At 62.8% G+C, this 19,254-nt stretch carries 15 protein-coding genes; 9 read left to right on the top strand and 6 right to left on the bottom strand.

Annotated elements, in window-relative coordinates; translation table 11 throughout:
* Window positions 1-107 precede the first annotated feature (107 nt).
* From HMPREF3056_RS01115 to HMPREF3056_RS01105, 3 genes are all read right to left on the bottom strand, one after another.
* The gene (locus tag HMPREF3056_RS01115; protein ID WP_210401767.1) at window positions 108-1,409 is read right to left on the bottom strand and encodes an AI-2E family transporter; all 1,302 of its coding nucleotides are present in this window, start codon (window positions 1,407-1,409) and stop codon (window positions 108-110) included.
* 35 nt (window positions 1,410-1,444) lie between these two features.
* A complete protein-coding gene (locus HMPREF3056_RS01110; RefSeq protein WP_070753951.1) occupies window positions 1,445-4,891 on the bottom strand; it encodes a bifunctional proline dehydrogenase/L-glutamate gamma-semialdehyde dehydrogenase in 3,447 nt (1,148 codons plus the stop codon).
* A gap of 410 nt (window positions 4,892-5,301) precedes the next feature.
* Window positions 5,302-6,411: an ABC transporter substrate-binding protein gene (locus HMPREF3056_RS01105; RefSeq protein WP_046647137.1), complete on the bottom strand. Its 1,110-nt coding sequence runs from the start codon at window positions 6,409-6,411 to the stop codon at window positions 5,302-5,304.
* A gap of 62 nt (window positions 6,412-6,473) precedes the next feature.
* Here HMPREF3056_RS01105 and HMPREF3056_RS01100 point away from each other — a divergent pair, with 62 nt between their 5' ends.
* The 8 genes from HMPREF3056_RS01100 (at window position 6,474) to HMPREF3056_RS01065 (ending at window position 15,719) form a co-directional block, all read left to right on the top strand.
* Window positions 6,474-7,502: a FecCD family ABC transporter permease gene (locus HMPREF3056_RS01100; protein WP_369799722.1), complete on the top strand. Its 1,029-nt coding sequence runs from the start codon at window positions 6,474-6,476 to the stop codon at window positions 7,500-7,502.
* Complete coding sequence (locus HMPREF3056_RS01095; protein WP_232745432.1) at window positions 7,499-8,506, top strand: FecCD family ABC transporter permease; 1,008 nt, start codon at window positions 7,499-7,501, stop codon at window positions 8,504-8,506. Before HMPREF3056_RS01100 ends, HMPREF3056_RS01095 begins: the two co-directional genes overlap by 4 nt.
* Before the next feature lies 1 nt (window position 8,507).
* Window positions 8,508-9,305 carry an ABC transporter ATP-binding protein gene (locus HMPREF3056_RS01090; protein WP_046647139.1) on the top strand — a complete coding sequence of 266 codons (798 nt, stop codon included), beginning with the start codon at window positions 8,508-8,510 and terminating at the stop codon, window positions 9,303-9,305.
* Between the two features lie 231 nt (window positions 9,306-9,536).
* Window positions 9,537-11,381, top strand: coding sequence for a molecular chaperone DnaK (dnaK, locus tag HMPREF3056_RS01085; protein ID WP_070682354.1), 1,845 nt, complete (start codon window positions 9,537-9,539; stop codon window positions 11,379-11,381).
* Window positions 11,382-11,384: 3 nt separating this feature from the next.
* Entirely contained in the window at window positions 11,385-12,089 is a 705-nt protein-coding gene (gene grpE / locus HMPREF3056_RS01080; protein ID WP_070753950.1) for a nucleotide exchange factor GrpE, read from the top strand.
* A 135-nt stretch (window positions 12,090-12,224) separates the two neighbouring features.
* A complete protein-coding gene (dnaJ, locus tag HMPREF3056_RS01075; protein ID WP_046647142.1) occupies window positions 12,225-13,430 on the top strand; it encodes a molecular chaperone DnaJ in 1,206 nt (401 codons plus the stop codon).
* 13 nt (window positions 13,431-13,443) lie between these two features.
* On the top strand, window positions 13,444-13,866 hold the full coding sequence (locus HMPREF3056_RS01070) for a heat shock protein transcriptional repressor HspR (RefSeq protein ID WP_070517689.1): 423 nt from the start codon (window positions 13,444-13,446) through the stop codon (window positions 13,864-13,866).
* A gap of 332 nt (window positions 13,867-14,198) precedes the next feature.
* Window positions 14,199-15,719, top strand: coding sequence for an acetaldehyde dehydrogenase ExaC (locus HMPREF3056_RS01065; RefSeq protein ID WP_070753952.1), 1,521 nt, complete (start codon window positions 14,199-14,201; stop codon window positions 15,717-15,719).
* Here the strand turns inward: HMPREF3056_RS01065 and HMPREF3056_RS01060 are convergent.
* Together HMPREF3056_RS01060 and HMPREF3056_RS01055 are read right to left on the bottom strand one after the other, a co-directional pair.
* On the bottom strand, window positions 15,716-16,867 hold the full coding sequence (locus tag HMPREF3056_RS01060; protein ID WP_070753949.1) for an alpha/beta hydrolase: 1,152 nt from the start codon (window positions 16,865-16,867) through the stop codon (window positions 15,716-15,718). The two genes, HMPREF3056_RS01065 and HMPREF3056_RS01060, sit on opposite strands and share 4 nt — an antisense overlap.
* Complete coding sequence (locus HMPREF3056_RS01055) at window positions 16,864-17,124, bottom strand: hypothetical protein (RefSeq protein WP_070753948.1); 261 nt, start codon at window positions 17,122-17,124, stop codon at window positions 16,864-16,866. Before HMPREF3056_RS01055 ends, HMPREF3056_RS01060 begins: the two co-directional genes overlap by 4 nt.
* A gap of 102 nt (window positions 17,125-17,226) precedes the next feature.
* Here HMPREF3056_RS01055 and HMPREF3056_RS01050 point away from each other — a divergent pair, with 102 nt between their 5' ends.
* The gene (locus tag HMPREF3056_RS01050; RefSeq protein WP_070753947.1) at window positions 17,227-18,036 is read left to right on the top strand and encodes a carbon-nitrogen hydrolase family protein; all 810 of its coding nucleotides are present in this window, start codon (window positions 17,227-17,229) and stop codon (window positions 18,034-18,036) included.
* A 4-nt stretch (window positions 18,037-18,040) separates the two neighbouring features.
* Here HMPREF3056_RS01050 and HMPREF3056_RS01045 read toward each other — a convergent pair whose 3' ends face one another.
* On the bottom strand, window positions 18,041-19,240 hold the full coding sequence (locus tag HMPREF3056_RS01045; RefSeq protein ID WP_070753946.1) for an FAD-binding oxidoreductase: 1,200 nt from the start codon (window positions 19,238-19,240) through the stop codon (window positions 18,041-18,043).
* Between the last annotated feature and the right edge of the window lie 14 nt (window positions 19,241-19,254).

Here is a 19,254-nt window from a genome sequence, read left to right as displayed (position 1 = left end):
AGTGATGCATCCACCACTTGAAACCGCCTGAGGCGGGAGCACTGGTTTTGGCAGATAGGGCAGTTTTACGGCCAGGGAGAGCCATGAAAGCTGCGCCGCAGCTTTGGCTAGCGGGCGCTGCTGGCTTCCAGCTTCTCGTAGAGCTCCATGACGGTGTCGTGGCCCTCTGACGTAGAAATCTTGATGTTCTTGGCTTCGATTTCGCCGGCGCGCAGGCTGGCCATCTCCTGGTGATAGCGGAAGACCACGGCAATGGTGGCCGCCACCGGGACGGCCAGGAAGGCGCCGATGATGCCGGCAAGGGCGGAACCCACGGTCACGGAGAGCAGCACCATTGCTGCGTGCAGTCCCATGGCCTTGGACTGCAGCATCGGCTGGAGCACGTTGCCCTCCACCTGCTGGACAATGATGATGAGGGCAAGTGCCAAGAGGGCCTTGGTGAGGCCATCTGAAACCAGCGCGATGATGACGGCCAAAGCACCCGCAGTGACAGCGCCAATGACCGGGATGAAGCTGGCGAAGAAGGTCACCACGCCGATGACGAGAGCCAGCGGAACCTGGAGGACCCAGAGGCCGAGGCCGATGAGGATGCCATCGACGGCCGCGACGGCTGCCTGTGCCTGAATGAAGCCGGACAACGTGTTCCACACGCGAGTCAGTAGCTCGGTAGCGTGCCAACCTGCGGAGTAGCCGGTATAGGTGCGCAGCCACGGCAGGAACTTGTCGCCGTCCTTGAGGATGAAGAAGGCTACGAAGAGCATGATGGCGAGCGCCATGGCGATGGAGCTGGCCATCGATACGCCGGAAATCACCCCGGTGGCGATGTTGGACGCTTGGCCCTTGATGAAGGTCATGGCGTCATCAAGCACTTCCTGCACCTTCGCCGCATCAATCTCAATGGGCAGGTCCCTGGCCATATCGACGAGCTTATTCAAGCCGCTCTCAGCTTGGCTGACCAGGGACGCCCCCTGGGAGGAGACCACCGGGGCCATCGCCGCGAAGACGCCGCCGATGATGGCCAAAAAGCCCAGCAGCGTGGTGATAGCGGCCAGCGCACGGGGGAACTTATGCGCACGCAACCAGTTGGTCACGGGGAAGAGCACCGTGCACACCAAAATGGCCAGGATGACCGGCAGTAGGCCCACCCAGATGAACTTCAGCAGGTAGCCGGCCAAGCCGACGCCTGCCACCACGATGATGAAGATCAAGCACACTTTGGCCAGGGAGATGGCGTCGCGCCCGAGGACGCGGGACTTGTCATCAGTTTTCGAGACAGGCAGGGCAGCTTCTTCATTGATGGGCTTCGCAGCAGCGGACTGTTCTGCGGCTTCAGAAGCCGCCGCATCAGAGGCCGTGGAGGGCTGGGGGTCGGTGCCCGGGCGGGCACCGTCACCATTGTTGTTTCTCATGCGCTACATCTTCTCATATGAGCGCAGGAAACGAGTTATGCGCGGATGCTGCTTACCTGGCGGATGATGCCGAAGCGGTGCATCGTCACCGAGACTGCCTGCTCGAGGAGGAAGGGCAGAAGCTCGCGGCGGCCATCGGCCAACACCGGCTGGTCCAAGACCACGGAGTTGGATTCCACCGCTGCCTCAAAAAGACCCGGCTCCACGGAGCCAACGACGCGCACGCGGCCCGATTCCAGGCGAGCGACCTCGCGGGCGAAGGCTTCTGCCTCCACGGCGTCGACCTTAAAGCCCAGTCCACGCAGCTCCGCAGCCTTCTCCGGGGCGGCGCTGAAGCGCACCGGGGAGTCGGTGCGGGTGGCGGCGAGGGCGAGGCGGGAGACGTCGCGAAGCGCGGCGTCCGAGGCAATGCGCACCTGCAGCGGGGTCAGCACCGGGCGGTAGCGGAAGACGTTGGCCTCGCAGACCAGGCCGGAGCGGTCGTGCTTGCGGCCGAACTCCTGCTGCCAGGCCAGTTCGTCGAGCTCTGCTGCGCGCCACAGCCAGGCGGTGTCCTCCTCCGAGAGATCGAGGTCACCGAAGGCACGCAGCTGGGCCGCCACCGGCTGCGAGATATCCACGTCGAAGGGGCGCAGCGGGCCCTCGGACCAGGTGCCGAACTGCGCGACATAGTTCGGGCCGCCGGCCTTGGCACCCGGGCCCATGACGGACTGCTTCCAGCCGCCGAAGGACTGGCGTTGCACAATCGCGCCGGTAATACCGCGGTTGACGTAGGCGTTGCCCACCTCGACGCGCTCGAGCCAGTAATCGATCTCATCGTTATCCAGCGTGTGGATGCCGCCGGTGAGGCCATAGCCGGTGGAGTTCTGCCACTCGATGGCCTCCTCCAGGGTCTCCGCGTGCATGATGCCAAGCACCGGGCCGAAGCACTCGTTGACGTGGAACCAGGAACCCGGGCGCACGTTATCGCGAATACCCGGCGACCACAGGGTGCCTTCCTCGTTGAGCTTCTTCGGCTTCACCAGCCACTTTTCACCCGGCTCCAGCTGGGTCAGGCCGCGCAGCAGCTTCTCACCCGGGGCTTCGGCCAGGCCATTCATCGTCGTCGTGATGTCGTAGCCGGGGCCGGGGATGAGGGTCTTGACGGCGTCGACAAGCTGGGAGCGCAGGCGTTGCGACTCGCCGGCCGCGCCGACAAAGATAACCAGGGAGGAGGCCGAGCACTTCTGACCAGAGTGGCCGAAGGCAGAGAGGTAGAGGTCCTGAATGGCCAGGTCCGGGTCCGCGGACGGAGTGATGATGAGCGCGTTCTTGCCGGAGGTCTCCGCCATGATGTTGAGCTCCGGCTTCCAGGAGCGGAAGAGCTTGCCGGTATCGGAAGCGCCCGTGAGGATGACGGCGTCGACGTCGGCGTGGGAGACCAGAGCGCGGCCGGCGTCGCCCTCGTCGGTGAAGACGAGCTGGACCAGATCCGGGTCGAGGCCCTGTGCCTCGAGGCCGGCGCGGAAGGCGTCCACGACAAGCTTCGCACAGTGCACGACCTGCGGCGCAGGCTTGATGATGACGGCGGAACCCGCGGCCAGAGCGGCCGCGATGCCGCCGGTGGGGATGGCCACCGGGAAGTTCCACGGCGGGGTCACCACGGTCACGCGGTAGGGCGTGAACTCGGCGGCGTAGTTCTCCAGCAGGCGCGCGGACTGCGCGTAGTAGGTGCAGAAGTCGATGGCCTCGGAGATTTCCGGGTCGGTCTGGGTCACCGTCTTATTGGCCTCGTAGGCGGCCACGGAGATGAACTCGCCGCGGCGGTTGGCCAGCTCATCGGCCACGGCCTCGAGCGCGCGGGCGCGGTCCTCGGCAGGACGGGAGCCCCACTCGGCGCCGAGCTCGGCGGCGCGGGCCACGTGCTTGTCGACGACCCCCGTATCCGTCACCTCGTCCACCCCGTGCTCGCCCGGGTCGTTGGCCAGGGCCTTAAGCGCCCACTCGCGGTTAGCCTCCAGGGCTGGGTCGGTGTCCGGCTCGTTGGCGAAGCGCCCGGTGCGCGGTGCCTGGCGGCCGGCTGCCTGCTCGGCCTCCTCCAGGCGGTTTTGGGTGCGGCGCGGGCCGGCGAAGGTATCCCAGCGCTGCGCGACGGCCTCGCGGAAGACCTCCTCCTGGTCCTTCAGCGCCTGCTCCTCCGGGGCGAAGAGGGCGTAGAGGAAGTTCTGCGGAGCGGAGTTCTCCTCCAAGCGGCGCACCAGGTAGGAGACGGCGACGTCGAAGTCCTCCATGTGCACCACCGGGGTGTAGAGGATCTGGCGGCCCTCGAAGGCCTCGCGGACCGCGGTCTGCTGGGCCGGGGACATGCCTTGGAGCATCTCGGAATCCATCATGCGCATCACGCCGCGCTTGGTGCCCAGCTTGTAGGCAAACGCCGCGGTGTAGAGGTTGTGGGTGGCCACGCCGATGCGCACGCAATCGGCGAACTCGGGGCGCAGGATGTAGTCGAGCAGGCGGTAGTAGTTGGCGTCCACCTCATCCTTGGTGGCATAGGGCGCTGCCGGCCAGCCGTGGATCTCGCCCTGGACGTGCTCCATGGAAAGGTTTGCGCCCTTGACGATGCGAATCTTGATGTGGGAGCCGCCCTCGGCCACGCGCTGCTTAGCGAACTCGGCGAGGTGCGTCAGAGCGTCGAAGGTATCCGGCAGGTAGGCCTGCAGCACGATGCCGGCCTCGAGGTTGATGAACTCCGGCTCGCTGAGCAGCTCGGTGAACAGGCGCACGGTGAGGTGGAGGTCGTGGTATTCCTCCATATCCAGGTTGATGAAGACCTTGTCCGGGCGGCGCGCGGCGGCCTCATAGAGCGGGCGCAGGCGCTCCTTGAGACGGACCAAGGAGCCTTCGATATCCCAGGGGTTGAGCTGGGCCACCATGGAGGAAGCCTTGACGGACACGTAGGTCACGCGCGGGTTCTGGATGAGCTTCAAGGTGCGGTCAGCGCGGGAGCGCGCTTCCGCATCACCCAGCACGGCCTCGCCGAGGAGGTTGAGGTTGAGCTGCTCGCCGGACTCGGCTGCCTTGTCCAGGGTCTTGTTCAGGGCATCGCTCTCGGCGTCGAGGACCAGGTGGCCGACCATCTGGCGCATGCGCATACGCGCCAGCGGCATGACCAAGTTGGGCAGGATCGGGCCGAAGAAGCCACCCAGGCCCACCAGCGATCCGTTGATGAGGCCGAGGAAGGAAGCATCGTAGGTGGTGGTGACGGACTTCAGTGCGTGGGCGGCTACCTTGTCATCTTCGGGGCGCATGACGCGGTCGACGAAGTCCATGGTGAAGGCCACTCCGTCCGGGTTGCGCAATAAGTCAGCGAGCTGTTCTGTGGCCGGATCCTGTTCGTCGGCAGTGGAGGCGAGCCAGGAGTGGGCTTGGGCCGCGGCGGCGTCGATCAGCGCGGCGTCGATGTCGGTGGATTCGGGCACGGGGGTATGAGCATCGTTAGTCATGGATTACAACCTTTATGGGTCTCAAGGCACACTGGTACAGCCTTATGGAATGCGGAAAGAACACAAACTATCGAGTCCAGCAGTTGCTCAAGCTCTGTGCGGCGCTGATTAGCCTGTCCAGTTTGTGTGATAAGAGGGCTTACTTAACGTTGGCGTGCACAACTGGAGGCCGGTCGGAAGAACGACGCTGTCTAATGAAGTAAGCATTCATATGTGACCACCCTTCTTGCGTGGGGAAACGGCCAAGCGGTGGCTTGGCCGGGCCAGCGAAAAATAGGCGCCTTTAACATGGTCCGCCACACAGTGGGTGCAGACATGTAACCCATCTCGCTTATATGAAAGCTAGCCCCTTATGTTGGGGTGAGTCAATCCCACAGGTGTTGTTTTGAGGGGAGGTTGCTACCCCCGTGTTAGTGACTGAGATACTCCGTGAGATCTGTCGCGATCTTCTGTGCGCCCATTGGACCTAGGCCGAGTGCCCACGTATCGTCGCTGACCTCGATAGCATGGCCGTCTTTAACCGCTGGAAGCTGCTGGAACGCCGCAGTGGAAATGGCGGTGTCTTGGCCGGTGGCGGAGGGATCTCCGTAGCTGCAGTAGAAGATGTAGTCGGCGTCCGCTTGGTCAATGTTCTCCGGTGAGATTTCTGCAGCGAGCTCTTCGATGTCCTGGTTGGCGGGGCGGGCGAGGCCGGCGTCATCAAGCACCGTTCCAATGAGTGAAAGGCGCCCGTAGAGGCGTACTTTGCCCGGCATGAAGCGCAGAATGGTGACGGTGGTGTCTTCGCTAGCTGGCCCGTCCTTAATGACCTTCTTTACTTCTTCGATCTTCTTGTCGTAGTCGGCCATGACTTGTTCGGTGCGCTCTTCCTCGCCGAGGGCTTCACCGATCAGGTGGAAGTTTTCTTTCCAAGTGTACCCAGGGCGAATCGAGAAAACGGTAGGCGCGATGGAGCTGAATTGGTCATAATACTTATCCATGCGCAGCTGCGAGCCGATGATGAGGTCCGGTTGTAGTGAGGCGATCTTTTCCATATTGACTTCGTTGATCGTGCCTACCGTTTCGATGTCACTTGCTTTGTCGGCCATGTAATCGGGGACGGGGTTCTGACCCTTAGACGTGGTCATGCCGACTGGCTTCATGCCAAGGGCAAGGACGGAGTCGAGCTCGCCGCTTTCGAGAACGACTACTCGTTGAGGCTTCTCTTTGAGCTCGGTCGTACCACGGGCATGTGTGACGGTGCGGGGGAACTGGCCGGGAGCTGCATCGCTGCCAAAGGATTGGGTCTTCTCTCTGGCTCCAGCAAAGCCCTCGCCACCAGTTGCCACGGAGTCATTTCCTGCGGCGGAGTTGGATTTTCCTGTTTCCTTCTCTGCTGGAGAGGATGAGCTGGACCCGCCGGTGTTTGAATCGGCGTTTTCGAGGCTGGCGCAACCGGTGAGAGCTAGCGCTGCGGTAAGGCCAACAGCGGTAAGGCGGAGGAGTGGGATGTGAGACGCGATTTTCTTTCGAGTAGTCATAAAAGGTAGCCTAACCTAAATTAGGTCAAGCTAAGGAAACGTGAGCGTATGAAGGTGTTTGGGTGGTGTTGGTGATTGAGCAGGGGGTGCACACCGGAAAGGGAAATACTCGGCGTCTTGGTCGGGTAGTAGTTGCTGGCCTTGCCATTCTCTGTATCGGCGTGGGGCTGTCGCTGGCGTTGGGGGCGCGCAGCATTCCTTTCAGTGACGTGTTGGCCGCCCTTCGAGGTCAGCCTGGTATAGCTTCCTCGATCGTGTGGGAGAGGCGGCTTCCCCGTACTCTCGTGGCCGTTTGTGCGGGCTGTGCTTTGGCTCTCGCTGGTGCAGTTCTGCAGATTATGACGCGCAACCCTTTGGCAGATACCGGAGTTTTCGGGATTAACGTAGGCGCCAGCTTGGCCGCGGCCATTGCTCTGGGCTGGTGGGGGTGGCAATCACCTTTTGCTTTTTCGCTCGCAGCCATCATCGGTGCGGCAGTGACCATGCTGCTGGTCACCGCGGTAGGGCGTGGCAGAGCTGGCGATGTTGATCCGCTGAGACTGATTCTTGCAGGTGTAGCCATCGGGGCGGTATGTGAAGGGCTTTCCTCCGCTCTCATCCTGGTAGATCCGCACTCTTTTGCACGTATCCGCGCGTGGGTGACGGGCTCTGTTGACGTGGCCTCGTGGACACCGGTGGCGATTACAGCCGGCGGGTTAGCAGTTGGTGTGGTGCTGCTGATTGCCTTTGCGCGCCATTTGCCGCCCCTTGCTCTGGGGGATGACGTTGCGGCGGGTCTCGGTATCAACCTCAAACTGACTCGTTTGGGACTTGTCGCGGCGGTAACAGTGTTGGCTGCTACCGCTACCGCAGCGGCGGGGGTGATTGTATTTGTCGGATTAGTCATCCCGCATGTTGTCAGGCTGTGCGGGATATATGAAGAACGGGCACAGCTTGTCGCCGCTGCCGTGGTGGGGCCTTTGTTTTTGTTGGGAGCCGATATTGTGGGGCGCTACCTCACTGCTGCTGAGTTGCCGGCTGGCGTCACGGTGTCGCTCATTGGTGCCCCAGTATTGATTGCGCTGTCCCATCGCGCTGGAAGGAGGCTGTGATTGTGAGCGTGAGAAGTGTTTTGTCCTTTACGGGCATTGTGATCGTCGCGCTGGCTATTGCTGCCTATTCGCTCTTCTCGCCTGGTGCCGGGCAAGAAAGCGCAGCGTTGTGGTCCGTGGCTACGAATCCCAATAGCACTGACTTTGCGGCCACCGTCGTGTGGCAATGGCGTGCTCCGCGGGTGGTTGCTGCGATTGTCGTAGGAATGTGTTTGGGCATAGCGGGCGCCATCTTTCAGATCCTTACTCACAATCCTCTGGGGTCGCCCGACATCATCGGGTTTAATACCGGTGCCTATACCGGTGTCATCGCGGTTTCCTTGGCGGGCTTTAGCTCCGCGTTCAACATTGCGCTAGGCGCATTGGTGGGTGGGGCTCTCACTGCGTTACTCATCATGGGGCTTTCATTTGCAGGAAGGCTTACGGGAGCAAGACTGATTGTGGTGGGGATTGGAGTGACGTTCTTTCTTTCAGCAATAAACAAGTGGTTGATTCTTAGCGGTGAGTTGGAGCAATCCTTAGGCGCGGCGACTTGGGCTGCTGGAACATTGAATGCTGTGTCCTGGGCACGAGTTATTCCATTGGGGGTGCTGGGAGGCGCGGCGTGCGTCGCTGGGTTGCTGCTGCGTGGCTGGTGCGACGCGCTTGCCCTGGGGGATAGCGCGGCGAGTGCGTTGGGGTTGAACGTGAGTCGTGCACGTGTGGTGATGGTTCTGGTTGGCACAGTTCTTGTCGCTGTATCGACGGCGATAGCGGGTCCAATCTCATTTATTGCCCTCGCGGCCCCACATATGGCTCGGTTGCTCTCGCGTCCAGACAGGACACCGGTGTTGCTCTCTGGAGTCCTCGGTGCTCTTTTCTTGCTCGCTGCCGACTTAGCAGGGCAGCGACTGTTTTTCCCAATTACTCTGCCTGCCGGTCTTATTACGGTGTGCGCCGGTGGCATCTATCTGGCGGGTCTGCTGCTGTGGCAATCCCGAGCTGCCGGAATGAAAGGTCAGTAAAGTGAACCAGCAAAAAGTATGTGACGGTGCGCCGAGCGTGCGGGCTGAGGGGGTGAGCATGTCCTACGGGAGGACTGCCCCGCTAATTCTCGACTCGGTGGATGTGTCTTTTCCGGCCGGGAAATTCACTGCCATTATCGGTCCCAATGGTTGTGGAAAATCCACTTTGGTCAAGGTGTTGGCGCGGTTGGAAACACCGAACGCGGGCGCGGTGCGCATTGGCGAACAAGATGCAGCCGCATTCTCTCGGCGAAGCTACGCTCGGCGCGTCGCCGTGATGTCGCAGCAATCCATAGCTCCCGAAGGGATCAATGTCAGGGAACTGGTCGCGCGCGGGCGCTTCGCCCACCAAGGATTTATGGGGTGGAGGAGTCAGGAGGACGAGCGTGCTGTTAGTCGCGCGCTAGCAAAGGTAGGCCTTGAAGAACTGGAGACGGCCGAGGTAGCGGCGTTGTCTGGTGGTCAGCGTCAGCGTGCTTGGCTGGCTATGGCCCTCGCCCAGGAAACGCCTGTGCTCTTCTTGGATGAGCCAACGAGCGCTCTTGACATCGGATACCAGCATTCCTTCATGCGGCTGATGCGACAGCTGGCAGGAAACAAAACCCTCATTGCGGTCATTCATGACTTGGCGCATGTATTGCGCTATGCGGATCGCGTCGTGGCGATGAAAGATGGAAAGGTGTGGGACGCGGGCGTGCCGCGCGACGTCATTACCCCTGCCCTTATTGAGGAACTCTATGGGCTGACAGTCCGCGTTGTAGATGTGGACGGTGAGCCAGCAATCGTCCCTGTGGGGTGAGTTTCCGCCAAACCGGTTTTGTTTTCCCAGCGTGTGGGCGGTAATTAAAAAAAGTTGAGTGGATCGGGAACAACTTTGGGTTTGCCCGCGTTGTGTAGGTTGAGTGACCGGCGCTCAGGTTTGGATGACAATGGGTGCCGCTTCTGTTAGAGTTCAACCCTGAACGCGGCGGAAGTTGAGTCGCGCACTATCAACTTAAGAACAAACCCCAACAAGCAAGGAGAAAAGATTATGGGACGCGCAGTAGGAATTGACCTCGGTACCACCAACTCGGTCGTATCCGTTCTGGAAGGTGGCGAGGCCACCGTTATCGCTAACTCGGAGGGTTCCCGCACCACCCCGTCCGTCGTGGCTTTCGCTAAGAACGGCGAAATCCTCGTCGGCCAGTCCGCTAAGAACCAGGCGGTCACCAACGTTGACCGCACCATCCGCTCCGTCAAGCGCCACATCGGCACCGACTGGACCATCGACATTGATGACAAGAAGTACACCCCGCAGGAGATTTCGGCCCGCACGCTGATGAAGCTGAAGCGCGACGCCGAGGCTTACCTGGGTGAGGACGTTACCGACGCCGTTATTACCGTCCCTGCTTACTTCGAGGACTCCCAGCGCCAGGCCACCAAGGAGGCCGGCCAGATCGCAGGCCTCAACGTCCTGCGCATTGTTAACGAGCCGACCGCCGCTGCACTGGCCTACGGCCTGGAGAAGGGCGAGCAGGAGCAGACCATCCTGGTCTTCGACCTGGGCGGCGGTACCTTCGACGTCTCCCTGCTGGAGATCGGTGACGGCGTGGTTGAGGTTATGGCTACCGCTGGTGACAACCAGCTCGGTGGTGACGACTGGGACCAGCGCATCGTCGACTGGCTCGTGGATAAGTTCAAGGCTTCCCAGGGCGTTGACCTGACCAAGGATAAGCGCGCCGTCCAGCGCCTGCGTGAGGCTGCGGAGAAGGCCAAGATTGAGCTGTCCTCCTCCCAGTCCGCCAACATCAACCTGCCGTACATCACGGTGGACGCGGAGAAGAACCCGCTCTTCCTGGATGAGACCCTGTCCCGCACCGAGTTCCAGAAGATCACCCAGGACCTGCTGGACCGCACCAAGGAGCCGTTCAACCAGGTCATCAAGGATGCTGGCCTGTCCCTGTCCCAGGTTGACCACGTGGTTCTCGTCGGTGGCTCCACCCGTATGCCGGCTGTGTCCGACCTGGTGAAGGAAATGACCGGCAAGGATCCGAACAAGGGCGTTAACCCGGACGAGGTCGTGGCAGTCGGCGCTGCTCTCCAGGCAGGCGTGCTGCGCGGTGAGGTCAAGGACGTGCTGCTTCTCGACGTCACCCCGCTCTCCCTCGGCATCGAGACCAAGGGTGGCGTGATGACCAAGCTCATCGAGCGCAACACCACCATCCCGACCAAGAAGTCCGAGACCTTCACCACGGCTGATGACAACCAGCCTTCCGTGCAGATTCAGGTCTACCAGGGCGAGCGCGAGATGGCTTCCGCCAACAAGCTGCTCGGCTCCTTCGAGCTCGGCGGCATCGCCCCGGCACCGCGCGGTGTCCCGCAGATTGAGGTCACCTTCGACATCGACGCCAACGGCATCGTCTCCGTTTCCGCTAAGGACAAGGCCACCGGCAAGGAAAACACCATCAAGATTCAGGATGGTTCCGGCCTGTCCCAGGAAGAGATTGACCGCATGGTCAAGGATGCCGAGGCACACGCCGAGGAGGACAAGAAGCGCCGCGAGGAGCAGGAGACCCGCAACCAGGCGGAGTCCACTTCCTACCAGACCCGCAAGTTCATGGATGAGAACTCCGACAAGCTGCCGGAGGATCTGAAGAACCGCGTGACCGAGGCTGCCGATGCCGTCGACGAAGCGCTCAAGGGCGATGACATCGAGGCGATTAAGTCGGCCGTCGAGAAGCTCGGCACCGAGTCCCAGGAGCTGGGCAAGGCCCTGTACGAGGCACAGGCTGCTGAGGCAGGCGCCGAGGGCGCTGCTGCTGGCGAGACCGCTGGTGACCCGAACGTCGTCGACGCCGAGGTTGTCGACGAGGACGACGAGAACAAGGAGAAGTAAACCATGACCTCCCCTCAGGACCCAGGCAACCCGGCCAATACCGACCCTGAGGCAACCTCCGCTGAGGCTGCGGAGGCTGCCGCCGCCGAGGCCGCTTCTGCCGACGGCGCCGTGGATGAGGCTGCTGAGGCACAGGCTAATGCTGCCACCGCGGGCACCGCTGAGGCAGAGGCTGCGGTTGAGGATGCCGCCCGCGACATCACCGATGAAGCGGCCGCCGGTGAGGACGCCAGCGCTGAGAACTCCCTGGAGGCTCAGCTGGCTGAGCGCACCGAGGATCTGCAGCGTCTCAACGCGGAGTACACCAACTACCGCCGTCGCACTGAGCGTGACCGTCAGGCCGTGATTGAGACCACCAAGGCCAAGGTCTTGGCAGACTTCCTGCCAATCCTTGATGACCTGGAGCTCGCACACCAGCACGGTGACCTCAACGAGGGGCCACTCAAGGCCATCGCGGACAAGCTCACGGGAGTGCTGACCAACAACCAGCTGACCCCGTTCGGTGCCGAGGGCGATGCCTTCGACCCCGAGGTGCACGAGGCAGTTCAGGACCTGTCCACCGGTGACGAGCAGGTCATCGGCACGGTTCTGCGCCGCGGCTACACGGTGGGGGAGCGCGTTGTGCGCACCGCCATGGTGATTATCGCCGACCCTGCCGAGTCAGCCGATGCCGCTGACGGTCCGGACAGCCCGGATAACGCAGGATAGGCATCATAGGTGGCGTCAGGGTTTGAGTATTCCTTGGCGCCACTGTTCTTTTCACTACTTAGTTAGCATTTTTACTTAGCAAAAAATCTTTAAACCCAACCGATTAACGATTCTCCTGAAAGGAGGAGATGCCCAGTGAACGCTAAGCCAGAATGGGCAGACAAGGATTATTACGCGGATCTGGGGGTCTCCTCATCCGCTACCGCCGAAGAAATTAAGCACGCGTACCGCAAGCTGGCCCGCCAGAACCACCCCGACGCCAACCCGGATAACCCCGCGGCGGCGGAGAAATTCAAGCAGGTGGCCGAAGCCTATGATGTGCTGTCTGATAAAGCTACCCGCAAGGACTATGACGAGTTCAAGGCCATGATGCGCGGCGGCGGCTTTGGACGGAGAGGAGGCGCCGGGTTTCCCGGCGGGTTTCGATCCACGCACATGGGTGGACCGGGTGCGCAAGACTTCGACCTCTCGGACATCTTCGGAGGATCCGCTCGAGGAGCGTCTCAAGGCGGCGGTCTGGGGGATATCTTCGGTGGCGTTTTCAACCGCGGCGGTGGTGCTGGCCACACAGCTCGGCCGTCGCGGGGGGCCGACGTCGAAACGCACATAACCCTCGACTTCCGCGAGGCGGCCAAGGGGACCACCATCCCGCTGCAGTTGAGCGGCGAAGCCCCCTGTACCACGTGCCACGGTTCCGGCTCGAAGACCGGCAAGCTGTCGACGTGCTCGACGTGTGATGGCACCGGGTTCACCTCGGAACAGCGCGGCTCCTTCGGTTTCTCGGCGCCGTGTACCGACTGTGGGGGCACCGGCCAGCGCGCGGAGGATCCGTGTGTGGATTGCTCTGGCACCGGAACGGTACACCGCACCCGCTCGATTACGGTACGTATCCCCGCCGGGGTCATCGATGGGCAAAAGGTGCGCCTGGCTGGCCAGGGCGAAGCGGGGCCGAACGGCACCCCGTCCGGCGATCTCTTCGTAGCGGTCACGGTGAAGCCCGACAAGGTCTTCACTCGGGAAGGCGATGACCTACACGTCACCGTCCCCGTCTCCTTTGCGGAGCTGGCCTTGGGTGACACCATTACGGTGCCGACCCTCGATTCGCCCGTGCGCGTCAAGGTACCGGCGGGAACGCCCGACGGGCGCACGCTGCGCGTCAAGGGCCGCGGCGTAGCCAAGCGTGGCGGCAAGGCCGGCGATCTCATGGTGACCGTGCAGGTCACCGTGCCTTCCACGCTGGATGCTGCGGCCTCCTCGGCGCTGCGCAGCTACGCACAGGCGGAGAAGGACTCCGGCTTCGATCCGCGTGCCGGCTGGGCCGGCAACACGGTGACGCGCTAGAAGGAGGTGTGAGATGAGCAAGGACGACACAAATCGAACCGATGCGGCCCAGCCCAAGGCGATGTACGTCATCTCTGTTGCCGCGGAACTTTCCGGCATGCACGCTCAAACATTGCGCACCTATGATCGGATGGGGCTGGTCTCCCCAGCCCGCACCTCCGGGGGTGGGCGCCGCTATTCCGAGAGCGACATCGAGCTCTTGCGCAAGATTCAGACGCTCTCGCAAGATGATGGCGTGAATCTGGCCGGCATCAAATCCATCATCGAACTGACCGCGGAGCGGGACCGCCTCGCGGCCGAGCGCGATGAGCTGCAGGCGGAGGTCGACCGCCTGCGCAGCCAAGCACGTCCATCGCGCGGCGAGCTGGTCCACGTACCACGTTCTACCTCCGTGGTGATGTGGACGCCGCGGCGCAACCGCCGCCGCGACAGCTAGGCACTTCCCCCTCCTTCAGGGAGGGGGTTCTTTTCGTTTTGAGCCAGTCGGCCTGAGGCTCCGCGCTCTCCACTTAATAAGTGCCCGAGTTGCCAAAGATCCACGGTCCAGAGCAATTGTGGGCATGATCTTTGGCAACTCGGGCACTTTTTCTGGCGGCAACCGTCCAGAAGAAAAAGCTTTCCTTGTAGAAAACGTGAGTTTGTTGAAAAATAGCGCTACACTCGCACCCAACGTTGTGCGGCCTGTCACATTTCTTGGAGAATGTGTTCGAGAACCACTGGTGAAGGCGCAACGGAAACCCTTAAGACAACGAGAAAGGTGCGATGACCATGACTTTGTACGCTAACCCCGGAACCGCAGACGCCATCGTCAACTACCGCGAGCGCTACGACAACTACATCGGCGGCGAGTGGGTACCGCCGGTCGACGGCGAATACATGGACAACATCACCCCGGTTACCGGTGAGGTCTTCTGCCAGGTTGCCCGCGGCAAGGAGGCGGATATCAACCTGGCCATTGACGCTGCGGAGAAGGCTTTCGAGACCTTCGGCAAGACCACCCCGGCAGAGCGCGCGCTTCTGTTGCACCGCATTGCGGACCGCATCGAGGAGAACTTGGAAAAGATCGCCGTCGCGGAGACCTGGGAGAACGGCAAGGCCGTGCGCGAGACCCTCGCCGCCGACATCCCGCTGGCGGTCGACCACTTCCGCTACTTCGCCGGCGCCATCCGTGCGCAGGAGGGCCGTCTGTCGCAGATTGACCAGGACACCGTGGCCTACCACTTCCACGAGCCGCTGGGTGTTGTGGGCCAGATCATCCCGTGGAACTTCCCGCTGCTCATGGCGGCGTGGAAGATCGCGCCGGCGCTGGCTGCGGGCAACACCATCGTGATGAAGCCCGCCGAGCAGACCCCGGCCTCCATCCTGCTGCTCATTGAAATCATTGAGGACCTCCTGCCCAAGGGAGTGCTCAACATCGTCAACGGTGTAGGTGAGGAAGCGGGTGTGGCGTTGTCCACCTCGGACCGCATCGCCAAGATTGCCTTCACCGGCTCCACCCCGGTGGGTAAGATCATCAACAAGGCGGCTGCGGACAAGGTCATTCCGGTCACCTTGGAGCTCGGCGGCAAGTCGCCGTCCATCTTCTTCGCGGACATTATGGACAAGGACGATGCCTACCTGGAGAAGTGCGTCGAGGGCTTCGTCATGTTCGCCCTCAACCAGGGCGAGGTCTGCACCTGCCCGTCCCGTGCATTGATCCATGAAGACATCGCGGACAAATTCCTGGAATTGGCGGTAGAGCGCGTAAAGAAGATCAAGATTGGCCACCCGCTCGACACTGAGACCATGATGGGTGCCCAAGCCTCGCAGGAGCAGATGGACAAGATCGCCGAATACCTTGAGGTGGGCCCGAAGGAGGGTGCGGAAACGCTCGTTGGTGGTCACGTGAACAAGGTGGAAGGCTTAGAGAACGGCTACTACATCGAGCCGACCGTCTTCCGTGGAACCAATGACATGCGCATCTTCCGCGAGGAAATCTTCGGTCCGGTGCTTTCCGTGGCTACGTTCAAGGACTTCGAGGAAGCCATCCAGATTGCCAACGACACCAACTTCGGCCTCGGCGCCGGTGTGTGGTCGCGCCACCAGAACACTTGCTACCGCGCCGGCCGCGAAATCCAGGCCGGCCGCGTGTGGGTCAACCACTACCACGTGTACCCCGCTCACAGTGCGTTCGGTGGTTACAAGGAGTCCGGCATCGGCCGCGAGAACCACCTCATGATGCTCGCCCACTACCAGGAGACCAAGAACATGCTGGTGTCCTACTCTGAGGAGCAGGCTGGCCTGTTCTAATACCTATCGGCTATGGCCCCCAGACCCCGCAGAAATGCGGGGTCTTTCCAATAGGAGCCATGATCGCCCGGTAGCCCACTCGCGCCCGGCACTGCGTTGGCGCCGAAGGCAGGGGAGGAAGGATCCGGGCCGTGAATGCCGCCGCGCGGTCCGGTGGTGGCGGTGATCGGATCCTCGGCGTTGCGTGCGCTCCAGACCCGGCCATGCAAGTGCGCGGCGTTAGCCACGGAGGCACCCGGGCTGCCGACGAGTACGACGTCATCCGCAACATAGTCGTGCTGCGCAGCCTTGCCCGCCACCACGGAACCATAGGAGTAGCCGATTAACATGTGCTGGGCACCAGGGAAGCGTTGCCGCAGGGCGCGCTGGAAGCGAATGAGTTCGGCAGCGCCGCGGCGCGCCGGCTCCTCGTGTGCCGCGCGGGACAGCGAGGAGGGGGCAGCATAGCCAATCCACGCCACAGCAGGCCCGTGCGTGGCGTGGGCGATGGCGCGGGCGCGCTCCACTGCGGTGGGCCAGCTACCAGGCTCGGAGGAGCCGACCCCGCCCACAAACGTGCTGACTTGGGCCGCGTGCGTGCCGATATTCTCTGGGTCGACGAGCACCACCAGTCGCCCGGGGCTGGCCTCCAGCACGGTGAGGTCCGGATTAGCTGCAACCAGGGAGCGGACCTCCTCGCTGGCCATGGTCAGCTGGACCTCATGCAATTCCGCCAGGGATAGCTCGCTGAAATCCTCCAGGCGGGTCGGCGGCTCACCCAGCTCCGGGGTGCACAAGGCACTCAGCTGGCGGGCGCAGGCCCAGTCGAGGGCATCGGCCAGCGTGTCGAGGTGCCCCAGCACCGCGCTGGCGGGCTCCGCAAGAGCGGGAACCGCAGCGAGCCGAAGGGCTCGAACGCGCAGATACTCGATCCGCTCCATCAACGGCGCATAAAGACTCACGATGTGTGCTGCCACGCGCATCTGCTGCGCCGGACCCAGCAGGGCATCGGTGGCGCTGTGGAGGGTGCCGCGCGCTGCGTCCGCGGCCGCCCCAGAAATCGATAGCGCTACCCAATGATGGTGTGACGCATCGATATAGCGGGCAAGCTCAGCGGCATAATCCTCCAAACGGTAAGCCTCCGCGCGCAATGCCGCTGCTGCGCTCATTGGGGGTCTCCCAAGAAAGAGGAAAGCTCCACATCGACATCCTGGGCCACACCCACGAAGCGGTCCAGCTCCTCCAATTGTGCTCGCCGCGCACTCTCGCTGAGCCTTCGTGACTCCTCCCACCGCGCGCCGAGGATCTCCAAGGCACGTGCGGTCCGGGGAGGCTGCCGCACGGAGGGCAAAGCGGTGGGGGAGGAATGGTCGAAGAGGGAGCGGATCTGCTGGCGGGCACCGCGGTCAATGGCGAGATGGTTCATAGCATTGAGACTGCGCCAGCAGCCCACCCGCAGTAAAGGACTGCGGCACTGAATCCGCGAAATCTGTGGATAACTAGTCCGGGCTCGTCTACCGTGGGCCGCATGAAGGTAGCAGCAGTTCAATTGACCAGCACCGGGGACGTTGAGAAGAACCTCGCCGTAGCACTCGACAAGATCCGGGAAGCCGCGGATAGCGGCGCGCAGCTCATCGTCCTGCCGGAAGCTACCACCCAAAGCTTCGACTCCGGGCGCCTCGATACGAACGCGGAGGGGCTCGATGGACCCACCGCCACCGCGGTGCGCGCCCTAGCGGAAGAACTCGGCGTGTACGTGGTCCTGGGAATGTTCGCCCCGGCGGACACCGTCGAGCGCGGTGAGAAAACCATCAACCGCGTGGCCAACGTTGCGCTCATCGCCGGGCCCGGAGTCCTCAGCGGTTACGAGAAAATCCACACCTACGATGCCTTCAAGTACAAGGAATCCGATACCGTTCGGCCGGGTGAATCACTCGTTACCTTCGAGGCCGGGGACCTCACCGTGGGCGTGGCCACCTGTTATGACATCCGCTTCCCCGAGCAGTTCAAGGAACTCGCCCGCCAGGGCGCCCAGCTCATCGTCGTGCCCACCAGCTGGGCGGATGGCCCGGGCAAGCTGGAACAGTGGCGCCTGCTCAGCGCAGCGCGGGCGCTCGATTCCACGACGTACATCCTGGCGGCTGGCCAGGCTCGCCCCGGCGGCGAGGCCAAGGCGGGCCAGGCCTCTGGGCCGACTGGTATCGGACACTCCGTCCTCGTGGCGCCAGATGGCACGCGCCGTGCCGAGGCCGGCTATGAGCCAGAAATCCTCTACGGCGAGGTGGACCCAGACACCGTGGCAGAGGTCCGCCAGTCCCTCCCCGTCTTGGACGCTTAAGCGCTTAGGCCCATTGGGATTTCTTCCACGCCGCCCAGGCCTCCCAGTCATCGCCCCATCCGTCGAGCTCCGCAGCGGAGGCCGCCCACTCGTGGCCACGCTGCCAACTATCCGTGGTAATCGCCTCCTCCGCGACGCCACCCGCGAGCAAGGCCGCGCGCGCTAGTTCCACGCGGTCGGCGGGGCCGATGAGCACGAAGCGGCGGTCGGTTCCCTCAGCGAGCACCGGGTCCATCGGCTCCTTGGCCGCTACGGGATCGAAGCCTGCGGCAGCTGGCTGCGCGCCGAGCAGCCACGGGTCCTGGCTCTCCCGGACGATGTGGCGCAGCTTCAGCCCCGGGACCAAAGCCTGCAGGTTGGCCTGGAATTCCGTGTCATAGTGCTCGCCCGGCGACGGCGCCACGGCATAGACCTGGAGCCCGGTGGGAAGGTTGTTCGCTAGGCCGTCGAGAAGCAGCGCCCGCGCGCCCGCCCAGCCGGTACCGAAGGAAATCAGTGTCGTAGTGTCATCCAGCCGCGGCGGCTCACCAGCGGGCGCGCCCAGCGTCCACCAATCGCCCGGCTGCGCCTTGGCCAGCATGGAGGAGGCCTCACCGGCCAGCGCGAGGTGGAATATCAGCTGCCCCGACCCCTCCGGGGGTGCCGCCGGGGTCAGTGGACGCCAAGTGCCGGGCGTGAGCTGAGACGTCACCGGAACGTGCTGCCCTGCGCGGTAATCCAGCGCCACGCCCGATTCCAACCGGACCACCGCGGTGCGCCGGTTCGGCTTGTCAACAGCCACCACCTGGGCGCTGTGGGCAGGGGGATCACCATCCGAGTCCGCCTCCTGTGCGGCGGTGCGCATGATGGAGCACACCTGGGAAATGGTGCGCGTGGCGACGTCGTGCTGGTACGGGGTAAGCCCCAGAACCTCCAGCCCGTGAACGAGCGATGCCTCGAATTTCGGATAGACCTCAGGGGGAAAACCGTGGCGGCGATGATCACGGCCCATGCGTGCCAGGCGCTGAGCGACGTCCCCCTGTACCTCATCGCCCTCCACATTCTCCAGCACCCACGCCAGCGCCGGGGCCATGGAGGGGTGTGTGTCCTTCATCGACAGGGCAAAGACTTGGCGGGACTCGGCCACGGTGGCGAAAAAGTGCCTGTGTACTGCATCGCGATAGTCTTCCGCGTGGTTGCGTAGGTGCTCACCCAGTTCCCTCATGCCCGCCCATCCTA

This window comes from Corynebacterium sp. HMSC056F09, from assembly GCF_001815785.1.
Lineage (GTDB): Bacteria > Actinomycetota > Actinomycetes > Mycobacteriales > Mycobacteriaceae > Corynebacterium > Corynebacterium hiratae.
Note: the sequence above shows the minus strand (reverse complement) of the source record. Positions and strands in the feature narration are given on the sequence as shown.

Coding starts and splice junctions, on each gene's coding strand:
- HMPREF3056_RS01115 (WP_210401767.1), bottom strand. CDS start 1,409: ATGAGAAACAACAATGGTGACGGTGCCCGCCCGGGCACCGACCCCCAG.
- HMPREF3056_RS01110 (WP_070753951.1), bottom strand. CDS start 4,891: ATGACTAACGATGCTCATACCCCCGTGCCCGAATCCACCGACATCGAC.
- HMPREF3056_RS01105 (WP_046647137.1), bottom strand. CDS start 6,411: ATGACTACTCGAAAGAAAATCGCGTCTCACATCCCACTCCTCCGCCTT.
- dnaK (WP_070682354.1), top strand. CDS start 9,537: ATGGGACGCGCAGTAGGAATTGACCTCGGTACCACCAACTCGGTCGTA.
- grpE (WP_070753950.1), top strand. CDS start 11,385: ATGACCTCCCCTCAGGACCCAGGCAACCCGGCCAATACCGACCCTGAG.
- HMPREF3056_RS01070 (WP_070517689.1), top strand. CDS start 13,444: ATGAGCAAGGACGACACAAATCGAACCGATGCGGCCCAGCCCAAGGCG.
- HMPREF3056_RS01065 (WP_070753952.1), top strand. CDS start 14,199: ATGACTTTGTACGCTAACCCCGGAACCGCAGACGCCATCGTCAACTAC.
- HMPREF3056_RS01060 (WP_070753949.1), bottom strand. CDS start 16,867: ATGAGCGCAGCAGCGGCATTGCGCGCGGAGGCTTACCGTTTGGAGGAT.
- HMPREF3056_RS01055 (WP_070753948.1), bottom strand. CDS start 17,124: ATGAACCATCTCGCCATTGACCGCGGTGCCCGCCAGCAGATCCGCTCC.
- HMPREF3056_RS01050 (WP_070753947.1), top strand. CDS start 17,227: ATGAAGGTAGCAGCAGTTCAATTGACCAGCACCGGGGACGTTGAGAAG.
- HMPREF3056_RS01045 (WP_070753946.1), bottom strand. CDS start 19,240: ATGAGGGAACTGGGTGAGCACCTACGCAACCACGCGGAAGACTATCGC.